The sequence below is a fragment of the Streptomyces sp. NPDC059224 genome (assembly GCF_042754285.1).
Classification (GTDB): domain Bacteria; phylum Actinomycetota; class Actinomycetes; order Streptomycetales; family Streptomycetaceae; genus Streptomyces.
The window spans coordinates 112730-123345 of record NZ_JBHZAN010000021.1 but is presented as its reverse complement, the minus strand read 5'-3'; the positions used below and the strand labels follow the sequence as shown (position 1 = coordinate 123345).

Below are 10616 nucleotides of genomic sequence, written 5' to 3'. Positions count from 1 at the left end.
CCCCGCCCCACCCCTCTGTCCGGGAGGGGGACGGGAGCCCACATGCCCCCTCCCGTCCCGGCCTGGCCGAGCGGGCCCCGCGCCCGGGCGCGCCCGCGGGCCCCGCTCAGGAGGAGCGGGGCCCGCCCGCACCGGCGACTCAGCGGGGACTGTGCAATGTCAGTACCGTGTCGGCCGGCACGTCACGCAGCACCGGCGACTCGCTCCGGGCCTCCCACCACCAGTCCCCGTCGTCGTCCGCCAGGAGCAGCAGCCGGACAGGGGTGGCGGGCGCGGCGAACGCGCGACGGGCGACGGTGTCCAGCAGGGCGAGCAGGGTCTCGGACCGGGTGTCCGCGTGGTCGACGACGAGGAGCAGGGGTACCGCGGTGTCGGCGACGACGTCCAGCGCACGCTGGTCGGCGGCGGTGGCGACGAAGCCGGTGGCCCAGTCCCGTCCGCTCATCCTCCCGAGCAACGCCTGGGCCAGGCGCCGCCGGTGGTCGTCGTCCGCTCCGACGACGAGCCGTGACGAGAAGGAGTCCCGCTCTTCGCACCACCGCGTCAGTGACTCCGCTTCGACCGGTTCCGGTCCTTGGGGCGCGGTCGGCCCCTCCTCGAGAACGGTCTGGAGTTCGGCCGCCTCCAGCGGCCCGGGAGCTGCCAGGGCGCGGAAGCCGGAGTCCCGCACCAGTGCCTCGGCCGGCACCACGCTCAGCCACGCCGTGCCGGGTTCACGGCCTGCGTCGGCCACCACGCCGAGGACGAGTCCGTGGCACACCACCGCGGCACCCGCGGTCCCGGGCCACGGCTCGGGGCCGGCCGCCGACGCCGAGCCGGGCAGCGTCACGTGGTAGCGGCCGGCTTTGACCGATGACCCGGCGTTGACCGTGCCCTGGACGACCACCGCGTCCCGGCCGGGAAAGACGGTGACGCTGACGGGGACGGACGGGCGGCGGGTAGCCAGTCTGCCCCAGCGTGGTGACGGCGACCGGCTCCGCATCCGGCCCTCGTCCCAGTCGTCGTCGAGGACGTGCAGCAGCGCCGCGTCGAGCCGTGCGGCCCGGGGCCGGGCCGGGTCGTAGCGGTGCCACCGCATCGCGCACCGCCAGGGGCGGTCGGCGCCGGGCAGCCGAAAGGTGACGGTGGAGGGTGCCGTGCCCACCAGTTCCGCCGAGGTGAGCAGCAGGCCCCCGTCGAGGAGGTAGCCGGCACCCTCGCCCCCGGGTCCGCGGACCTGTACGGCACGTGGATCCGCATCCGGCGGCACAGGTGATCCGTCCGAGGCGCGGGGCCGGACGGATGCCGTCATTCGGCGGGCAGTTCGCCGAGTTCGTCCCCGACCTCGGTCATCGTGAACTCGTGGTCGCTGAGTTCGGCGCCGAGCGGCTGCTGCTCGGGCGCGGGCGGGGCAGCGGGCGGCGCGAGGTCCGGGGCCGCTTCCTGCTCCGCCGCATCGGCGTGCGACGACTGCTCAGGCACGATGTTCTCCCCTCACGTCACCTCTCCGAGCGCGAGCCTACCGGGTCGCCGACGCCTCGTCGGCCCCGGCGCTGGCCGGTCGTCACGTGGCCCGGCCGGGGGCCAGACCGCGCAGCGCCGCCGCGCAGCGGTCCGCGAGGCCGGTGGCACCGCAGCGCACGGCGTCCTCGGCCGCCTGGCGCAGGAACTCGCGTGCGGCCGCCGGATCGCGGGCCCCGAGAGCCAGTCCCCGGTACAGCAGGATCCGCCCGGCGGTCGGGCCCGGCCCCGGCGGGCGCCATCCGGCCGTGCGTGCCACCGTCAGGGCGCGGACCGCCTCGTCGGTCACGCGTTCGGCGTCCTCGGACCGGCCCGTGTGCCACAGCAGTACGGCTTGGTCGGTGAGGGCCACGGCCAGTCGGCCGGTGGCGGCGGAGCCGCCGTCCGCCGCGAGCGTCCGGCGCAGGGCGACGGCCTCGGCGAGGGTGTCCAGGGCGGACCCGGTCCGGCCCGCGTCCGTCAACCGGGCGGCCAGGCCGACCAGTACGGCCGCCAGGTCCGACGTCCGAGGCGGCGAGGTGCCGTCCCCGGCCAGCCCGCGGTGGATGACCGCCGCTTCCTCGGCGCACATGAGTGCTCGGTCGGGCTCGCGCAGCGCGGCATACAGGCGGCCCTGGTCGTGCAGGGCCCTGCCCAGTGCGGCGAGATGGCCGTCCGATGACTCTTCGGCCAGCCGCCGCAGCATCGCGACGGCCTCGCCCAGCGGCCCGGCAGCCGCCTCCGGGTTGCCGTCGGCCTGGAGGTACAGCGCGTGGTTCAGCAGCGAGCCGGCCAGTTCCCCGGGCGGCCGGCCGGGGTCCCGAGCCGCGAGCAGCCTGCGGATCTCGACACTGCGGGCACCCGCGTACAGCGCGTCGGCGGACCGGCCGGCCCGGTGGCACCAACAGGCGTGGTGGTGCAGGATCCTGGCCAGCCGTTCCTGGTCCTCGACGTCGTCCGCGGCACGCGCCGGGGAGCCCGCGCCGTCCCCGGACAGGACCAGCAGACGGTCCCCGGCGCGTGCCGCCTCCTCGTGCCGTCCCACCTCGTCGAGGCGGGCGCCGTAGCCGAGGAGCACGTCGATCAGCTCCGCCTTCCCGGCACCACCGCTGCGCAGTCCTACGGCTTCCTCCGCCGCCTCGACCGCCTCCGGATAGTCTCCGGCCGCGGAGAGCCGGTAGGCGAAGACGCGCAGGGCGTCGGCGAGTCGAGCCGGTGCGGCGTCCGGCGCGGTCCGCAGGCGGGCGACGTTCTGCCGGGCCATGGCCAGGGCGGGACGGGCCAGGACCTCGGTGTGGCGCGGTACGGCGGACAGCAGATCGGCGGGCAGTGCCTCGTCGGACGTCACGTTCGCCAGGACCGCGTCGAGCGCGGTGGTCAGGGTGGTGTCGGGTTCCTGGGGCATCAGGTCGACGACGGCGAGGGCCAGCGGGCGCGGGCGGGCCGTCACGGCCTCGATGATCCGCTCCCCCAGTTCCGGGAAGGGCTCCCGCGCCCGGCAGAGCACCCGCAGCACGTGGCGGGCCCGCTCCCGGGTCGCCCGTCCGGTGATCTCGGGCAGGAGTTCGGGGAAGTCCCGGAGTGTCTCGCCGACCTGGTAGGCGCCGAGGGGGTCCGGAGCCAGGCCGGTCCAGTAGCCGTCCTGACCGCCGTACAGCTCGTGGAGCCAGACCGCGGCGGCGAGGGCGGTGTTGGCGGTCTCACCCGTCAGGCAGGCGAGGCCGGTCAGGAAGGCGCGGGCCTCGGCAAGGGTGGCGGCCCGGTGCAGCGTTGCGGCGGCCACCAGCTGGCGCAGGGTCGCGGGGTGGAGGTGGCCGATGCCATGGGCGTTCGCGCTCTGCGTCCAGTACCGCTCTTCGTGCAGGAGCAGCGTCTCTTCCCCGTCCGCGGTGGGGCCGCCTCGTCCGGGCACGGGTCCGTCGCGTTCCAGCAGCGCGGTGAGCGCGGCCACGTTCAGGGCGAGTGCCCCCCGGTGGCGCCGGTCGGCCAGACGGAGCGTGACGTGCGGCGCGGCACCCGCCTTGGCCGGCATGCCGGGCAACGCCGCCAGCGCGGGCGCCAGTTCGTCGACCACCTGCCTGAAGGCCTCGGCCCGGCTCTGCGCGTCAGGGGCCAGTGGCTCCAGTTCCCGTACCGCGGCCGCCGGCAACTCGCGCAGCGCCCGCGTGGTCGCACGGGCCTGCCGCCACCACTCCCCCGCGGCCCGGGCGAGCAACAGCAGCCGCACCCTCGTTCCGCTGCCGGTGCCCGGCCGCATGACGCGCAGGCAGGCCCGTAGCTGGTCGGGGCGGGTCTCGGCGTAGTCCATCACCAGCAGCAGCGGATCCGACAGGGTGGCGAGCCTGTCGAGGTCGTCGTCGGGGCACTGGTCGTCCAGAAAGCCGGCCGCCCAGCCGCGATCGGTCATGCGCTCCACCAGTTCCCGGCCGAGCCGGGTCTTGCCACGGCCACCGGGGCCGGTCAGCAACCGCAGGGAGAACTCCGCCGGTTCCTGACACCAGTCGGTGAGCGTGGCGAGCAGGTCGTCCCGTCCGTGGCAGCCGACCGGGCTGACCTCCGCCCGGAGCAGGCCCGCCGGTGAGCCGGGCGGTGCGGGCGGTGGGAGCAGTACGGAGGCGAGCTCGACGCTGCGCGGGCGCACGCCGCCGAGGAGCCGTGCCGCGTCCGGATCGGCGAGGAGGGACTCGACGGGGACGGCGGTGAGCGCGCCCCCGGTCGGATCGCCCGGGTCGACCGCCACGAGACCGACCAGCAGCCCCTCGCACACCACGCCCGCGCCGGACATGCCGCTCCAGCGGGACGGCGGGCAGCGCCCCGCGTCGGCGGTCGGCGGGGCGGGACCTCTCGGCCGGGCGGGTGGGACCGGGGTCCGGACCGCGATCTCGTAGCGGTCGGCCTTGAGACGGCTGCCCGGGACGATCTCCCCGGTGACGTGGGCGCTGTCGCGGAAGGCGAGCGCGCCCTCGGTGAGCAGTTCCATACCGGCCGGGAAGCCGACGGCTTCGACCGCCCGGGCGCCCCGGGTGCCGTCGAGCCGTCCCCAGCCCAGTGGGGGCAGGGCACCCGGTGGCCGAAAGCCGCGGTCGTCGAGGCCGAGCAGCGCCGCGTCGACGCCGGTCCCGTACGGCTCGTCGTGCCGGGACCACAGGACCGCGCAGGTCAAGGGCTCGGTCCGGCCGGGAATCCGTACCAGTGCCCGGCCTCCCGTCGGACCGGCGACATGACCGGCGGTGAGCACGAGGCCGCCGTCCACCAGGAAGCCGGTCCCCATCGCGTGCCAGCCCGCCGTCCTGGCCCGGTAGACCTCCACCGCCCGTCCGGCGGCGGGCGTCCGGGACCTGGTCACTGTCCGGGCACGTGCGCCGTGGTGCCGGAGACCTCCAGCGGACCGCCCGCCGGGCTCTGCGGGGTGAGGGTGAGCCGTACCGAGTGCGTGGTCCGGTTCTCCGTGTTCCGCCGGCCGCCTGCGGACAGTACGTAGAACTTGGCGCCCCCACTGACCTCGGCCCCGCTCACCAGCTCCACCTGGAACTCGAGTTCGACGGGACCGACCTCGAAGCGCAGGCTTCCGGGCGGCGCGAGCCGCCGGGCGGCCTCCAGTTGGGCTCGAAGCGACTCGATCGCCTCGGCGAGTTCGACCGCCGTCCCGGCGCCAGCATGCTCGGCCATGCCCCTCCTCCGTCCGACTGCAAAACAGCCCTACCCACCGTCAACCGGTCCTATCGCTGCCACAATCCCCGCACGGGCGCAGCAGGGCATCCACGGAGGCGATTCATGGCGGTCGACGGGCAGCGGTCGGACGACGGGGTCGTCGAGGTCGCCGCGTATCCGGCCGGCTCATCCCGCGTGACCATGGGTTCGGGTCGGCTGCTGCCCGGCGGACATGTCCTGACCGCGGCCCATCTGGTGCCCGAGCCCGGAACCGGTGAGATCTTGGTGCGTCCGGTGGCCGGACCCGACCGGGAGTGGCTGAAGTGCACGGTGGTGTACCGCCGTTACGTACCCCGGGGCCAGGCCTCGCCCGGCCGGGACGCGGTGGATCTGGCGGTGTTGCACTGCGCGGATCCACGGCTGGCGGAATCACCGGGGCTGGCTCCGCACCGGTGGGGGCGATTGGTCACCGACCCCTGCCGGGCCCTGGTGTCGGCGACCGGGTTCCCGAGCGGTTCCACCGTGTTCGACGTCGAGGGGATGCCCGCGTTCCGGGACACGGCACAGATCGACGGCGTCATGAACTCCCCTGTCCCCGCGATCGGTTGGCATGAGTTACGAGTGCGCGGTCCGGTTCCGGCGGCACTCGCGGGCCGCCGGGCGGCGTCCCGGTGGAAAGGGATGTCCGGGTCGGGCGTGCTCTGCAACGGCCTGCTGGTGGGCGTGGTGGTGAACGCCAGGCCCGAACCCGAGTCGGGCCGGCTGTTCGTCCAGGACCTTGCCCCGCTGTGGGACGACCCCGGCCTGCGCGACCTGCTGCGGCTGCCGGCCGAGGGGCCGCGCGCCGCCGAGCTGCAGCCGCTGCTGCACCCTCACACCGGGCACGCGATGGACTCTCCGGTCTCCCTGCTCCGCCCGGAGGCGGGTGTCGTCCGGTTCCGCGGCCGGTGCGCGGAACTCCGTGACATCGCCGACTGGCGGGACGGCGACCGGTCCGCGGCGGTTCGTCTGGTCACCGGACCGGGCGGTCAGGGCAAGACCCGGCTGGCCCTGGCCGCCGTCGAGGAAGCGCGCCGGGCGGGCTGGGCCGCCGGATTCCTCGCCGACCGGGCCGACTTGGACGAACTGCGCGCGTTCCTCGCCGCCCGTTCGGTGCCGCTCCTGCTCGTCCTGGACTATGCCGAGGCCAGGACGGGTCAGGTGCGGTCCCTGTGCGAGGCCTTGCACGTCGAGCCCGGCCTCCCTCCCGTACGGATCCTTCTGCTCGCCCGGAAGGCCGGCGAATGGTGGACGACGGCCGGGGAGTACGCCCGCGCCCGCCGGCTGCTGGACGACGGACCCGACTCGTTCGCTCTGCCCGCGCTCGCACCGTCCCCGGAGGACCGCGGTGAAGCCGCACGGTTCGCGGCGCGTGAGCTCGGTGAGCGCCTGGGCGGACTGCGTCCCGGCACCGACCCGCTCGACGCACCCGTCCCGGACGTCACCGACGAACGTTTCGCCGGGGCCCTGAACCTCCATATGGCCGTCCTGGTGGCCCTGCTCCAGCATGTGGACCCGGTACCCGTGACGGGTGGCGAACCGGACGAGGTGATCCTGCTTCTGCACGAGCACAAGCACTGGCGGAGGACGTTGAAGCCGTTCGGCCTTCACGGTCTGACCCGCAAGGAGCTGAACGTGCTGGTCGCGGCCGCGACGTTGTGCGGAGCCGCGGACATGGACGAGGCGGTGGTCACGCTGGAGCGGCTGCCGCGGGACGGTGTGGCCGCTGCCGACCGCACCGACGCGGCACGCTGGCTGGCCGGCCTGTACCCGTCGGACGGGCGCTACTGGGGGACGCTGCAACCCGACCGGCTGGGCGAGTTCCTGGTGGGCAGCGTGCTGGCGGAGGAGCAGCGGCTGCTGGAGTGGCTGTTGCCGACCGCCGGCCGACGGCAGGTCGAGTCAGCCTTCCATGTCCTCTCCCGCGCGGTACCGCACCAGGCCCCGGTGGCGGAGCGGCTGCGCGAGGTGGTGACCCGGCACCCCGGGCAACTCGCCCTGTCCGCCGTACGGACGGCCACGGAGGTGGCGGAGCCGGCCCCGCTGCGCCGGGCACTCGACACCGTGCTGGAGGACCTGGAGCGTCGGCCCGGCAACGACGCGGCGCTCGCCCGTGAGTTGTACGAGGCCGTGCCGCTCCCGACGCTGGCGCTCGACCAGTGGGCCGCCGATCTCGCGGCGCTCCTCGCCCGCCGGGCACGCGACGTCACCACCGGTGGAACCGCCGAACTCGCCGGCCGTCTCCATCGCTACGCCATCCGGCTGGGCGAGGTGGACCGGGCCGAACAGGCGCTGCCCGCCGTCCAGGAGGCGATCGCGCTCCGGAAGGAGCTGGCGGTGCGTGGTGATCCCGGCGCGCAGGAGGATCTCGCCCTCTCGCTCAACACCCGCACGGGTCTGCTCGCCGACACCGGCCGCACGCTGGAGGCGCTGGCGTCCGCCCGGGAGGTGCTCGAGTGCTACCGCCGGCTGAGCGAACACGATCCGGAACGGCATGTCCGTGATGTGGCCATGGCCGAGACGAACCTCGCCAACCAGCTGGGGGACGCCGGTTCACGGACGGAGGCTGTCGCGCCGGCTCGAACCGCCGTGGAACGCTACCGGAGCCTTGCGGCGAACGATCCGGTCTACGCGCCCGATGTCGCGCTCGCCTGCCACAACCTGTCGCACGCGCTGGCCTGGGCCGGGCTCAGGTCCGAAGCCGTCGCGGCGGCCGCGGACGCCGTGGCCGCCTACCGCGACCTTGCCCGGGAGACACCCGACAGTTTCGCCCCCGAACTCGCGGACGCACTGGTCAATCTGGGCAACCAGCTCGAAGAGGCCGACCGTCATCACGAGGCCGAAGCCGCCATGGACGAAGCCCTGGACATGTACCGGAAGATCGCCGACCGCTCTCCCGCCCGGCACCTGCCGAAGCTGGCCGACGCCCTCTCCAGTGCCGTGCAGGTCTTCCGCTCGTGCGGAGACGGTACACGAGCGGTCGCGGCGGCGGAGGAGGCGGTGAAGCTGCTGAGGCCGCTGGCCGAGCGGCAGCCGCTCGTCTACCGGTACTCGATGGGTACGGCGCTGAACAACCTGGCCAACCAGCGCTCCGAGGAGGAGCAGCCGGAAGAGGCCGTGCGGGCCGTGCGGGAAGCGGTCCTGCTCTTCCGGGAAGGCATGCGGACGCTGCCCGACGCCTACCGCCCGGCGCTGGCCGACGCGTTGTGCAATCTCGGCAACTTCTTGAGCGACACCGGACGGCACTCGCAGGGCCTGCGGACCGTCAGGGCATCGATCGAACTGTTCAGGGAGCTCGTCGCGACGGAACCAGAAGTCCACGCGCCCCGCCTGGCGGTCGCCGTCGACGTGCTGGGCAACATCCTCACCGACCTGGGCGAGGAGGAGGCCCTGACGCACTACCAGGAGGCGTACGAACTCCTCGTCCCGTTCGCCGAAGCCGAGCCCGGCGCCCAACTGCATGCTCTGGCCGATGTCGGCGCCAACTGGGTGGCGGCCCTGATCCTCCTGGACCGCTGGAACGACGTGCTCCTCCTCGCCGAACGCACCGTCGGCCTGCTGCGCACGGCACGGCATCACCCTGCTCCCTACCGGAAGGCACTGTCCAAGGCCCTCAGCACGCGCGGTATCGCGCTCGAGGACCTGGGCCGCCCTCACGACGCGGTCGGCCTTTTCCGTGAGGCGGCATCGCTGTCACGACAGGTGGTCAAGGAGCGGCCGGATCATCTGCCGGTCCTGCTCCACGATCTGCGGCATCTGGCCGACGCCCTGCACAATGTCGGCCGTCGGCGCGAGGTCGCCGAGGTGACGGCCGAGGCTCTCTCCGTGCACCGGCATCCCGCCGCGGCCGGGCTCCCGCCCGAAAGCGAGGCCGAGGCACTGATCGCACACGCGGAGGCACTGGTGGAGGCGGGCGAGCACCAAGGTCTGGAGGTGGCCGCGAAGGCCGTGGGGAGGTGTCGCGAGCTGGCACCGGACTCCGCCGAGGCCGAGGCGCTGCTCTGCCAGGCGCTCGCCTGGTACGCGTCGGCCCTGTCCCGGGAGCGGATGCAGCAGGCCTCGATCGAGGCCTGCGAGGAGGCGCTGCGCCGTAACCGGGCACTCTCCCTCGACGTGGCGTCGGCAGCGCTGTCCCTGGCCTGGGAACTGGCCGAGACCGGCTCCGGCGGACGCGCCGTCGATCTCGCCGAGGAGTCCCTGCACCTGCTCGACTTCGAGGACCCCGACATGGACATCGAGGTGGCCACGGCGTTCGAGGTCGTCGCCAGAGCGCACATCGGGCTCGGCCAGGCGGACCGGGCACTGGCGCCCGCACTGCGTTCGGTCGACCTCCAGCGCTCCCTCGCGGAGAAGGTGCCGGAGGTGTACGCGTCGGGCTTCGCTCAGGCACTGGGCCCCTACGCGCTCGCCCTGCGCGCCGTGGGCCGCCACGCGGAGGCGAAGGCCGCCGCCGGAAAGGCGGTGGCCCTGGTCCGCGGCCGCTTCGCCGAGGAGCCCACGGCCTACGCCTTCGACCTGGCCTCGGCGCTGATCCTTCAGGGCCGTGTGCAGCCCTCGTCCGCCGCCCTGGAGGAGGCGAGGCGGATCGCCCTTCGGTACGGCTGGCACCGCCTCGCCGAGGAGGCGCGTCCGGCGTAGCGGCGTTCCGCCGTGCTCTGCCCGGGAAGCGCCCCGTGGCCGCCCCCCGGCACGGAGTCACATCTCGTGCACGTCGACGGAGAAACCGCGGGCGAGCGCGCGGTTGAGGTGTTCGGCGTGTGCGCCGAGCCACTGCACGGTGGGGGTGCCGGGGGCGCTGATCCCGAGGAGTACGTAGTCGTCGGCGTCGTCGGTGCTCCGTCCGCAGACGCAGCACAGGAGGCGCTGGAACATGGTGTCGGCCGGGCTTGTGGCACTGGGCATGAGCGGCAGGGTAATGAGCATGTGCGGCCCGGCGCCGGGATTTTGTGCCGCGCCCGGCGCGCACCGGCTCGGCACCAGAGCGGCTGAGCCTGCTTCCTTCCTTTGGCGGAGCCCGGGTGACACCGGTGGGTTCGCGGCGGTGACCTTGACGAGGACGCAGGGCACGCGCCGATGACCGGCTGGGTACGGTTGCGTCGGGGGGCGCTCGTACCGCTACGCCCAGCGCGGCACCGGCGAGTCCCGTTGGCGGGGCCGCCATACCCTCGCCCGGCACGTCGGGCAGCTCGGCGCCGAGCAGGGGTGGCACCGGGTCGTCACCGCCCGGGGCCGCCCGGTCCCCGCCACCGAGCTGCCGTGGCTGCGCGCCCGCGAAGTGTGCGTCCATGCCGTCGACTTCGGTACCGGTACCACCTTCACCGGCCACTCGGACGGCTTCCTGACCGCGCTGGCCGACGAGATCCGTGCCAGGCGCGGGCTCACCCACCTGCCCGACGCCTCCGCGCTCGGCCCGTGGCTCTGAGAGGTGAGTCCTGTCCCCCTCTGAT

The 10616-nt window shown here is 74.3% G+C and carries 7 protein-coding genes; 2 read left to right on the top strand and 5 right to left on the bottom strand.

What is annotated here, in order from left to right; all coding sequences use genetic code 11:
- Positions 1-139: 139 nt before the first annotated feature.
- The 4 genes from ACFXI4_RS24035 to ACFXI4_RS24020 form a co-directional block, all read right to left on the bottom strand.
- Positions 140-1249 carry a hypothetical protein gene (locus ACFXI4_RS24035; RefSeq protein WP_384994241.1) on the bottom strand — a complete coding sequence of 370 codons (1110 nt, stop codon included), beginning with the start codon at positions 1247-1249 and terminating at the stop codon, positions 140-142.
- Positions 1250-1287: 38 nt separating this feature from the next.
- Complete coding sequence (locus ACFXI4_RS24030) at positions 1288-1461, bottom strand: hypothetical protein (RefSeq protein WP_384994239.1); 174 nt, start codon at positions 1459-1461, stop codon at positions 1288-1290.
- Positions 1462-1543: 82 nt separating this feature from the next.
- The gene (locus ACFXI4_RS24025; RefSeq protein ID WP_384994236.1) at positions 1544-4825 is read right to left on the bottom strand and encodes a hypothetical protein; all 3282 of its coding nucleotides are present in this window, start codon (positions 4823-4825) and stop codon (positions 1544-1546) included.
- On the bottom strand, positions 4822-5148 hold the full coding sequence (locus ACFXI4_RS24020; RefSeq protein WP_362719058.1) for a trypco2 family protein: 327 nt from the start codon (positions 5146-5148) through the stop codon (positions 4822-4824). Before ACFXI4_RS24020 ends, ACFXI4_RS24025 begins: the two co-directional genes overlap by 4 nt.
- Positions 5149-5253: 105 nt before the next feature.
- Here ACFXI4_RS24020 and ACFXI4_RS24015 point away from each other — a divergent pair, with 105 nt between their 5' ends.
- Positions 5254-9807 carry a tetratricopeptide repeat protein gene (locus ACFXI4_RS24015; RefSeq protein ID WP_384994234.1) on the top strand — a complete coding sequence of 1518 codons (4554 nt, stop codon included), beginning with the start codon at positions 5254-5256 and terminating at the stop codon, positions 9805-9807.
- 57 nt (positions 9808-9864) lie between these two features.
- Here ACFXI4_RS24015 and ACFXI4_RS24010 read toward each other — a convergent pair whose 3' ends face one another.
- A complete protein-coding gene (locus ACFXI4_RS24010; RefSeq protein WP_384994232.1) occupies positions 9865-10071 on the bottom strand; it encodes a hypothetical protein in 207 nt (68 codons plus the stop codon).
- A 373-nt stretch (positions 10072-10444) separates the two neighbouring features.
- On the opposite strand from ACFXI4_RS24010, the gene ACFXI4_RS24005 reads away from it, so the two are divergent.
- The gene (locus tag ACFXI4_RS24005; protein ID WP_384994229.1) at positions 10445-10591 is read left to right on the top strand and encodes a hypothetical protein; all 147 of its coding nucleotides are present in this window, start codon (positions 10445-10447) and stop codon (positions 10589-10591) included.
- Positions 10592-10616 lie beyond the last annotated feature (25 nt).

What these genes read in the sequence shown, in the direction of transcription:
- ACFXI4_RS24020 (WP_362719058.1), bottom strand. Translation starts at nt 5,148, where the DNA reads ATGGCCGAGCATGCTGGCGCCGGGACGGCGGTCGAACTCGCCGAGGCG.
- ACFXI4_RS24015 (WP_384994234.1), top strand. Translation starts at nt 5,254, where the DNA reads ATGGCGGTCGACGGGCAGCGGTCGGACGACGGGGTCGTCGAGGTCGCC.
- ACFXI4_RS24010 (WP_384994232.1), bottom strand. Translation starts at nt 10,071, where the DNA reads ATGCCCAGTGCCACAAGCCCGGCCGACACCATGTTCCAGCGCCTCCTG.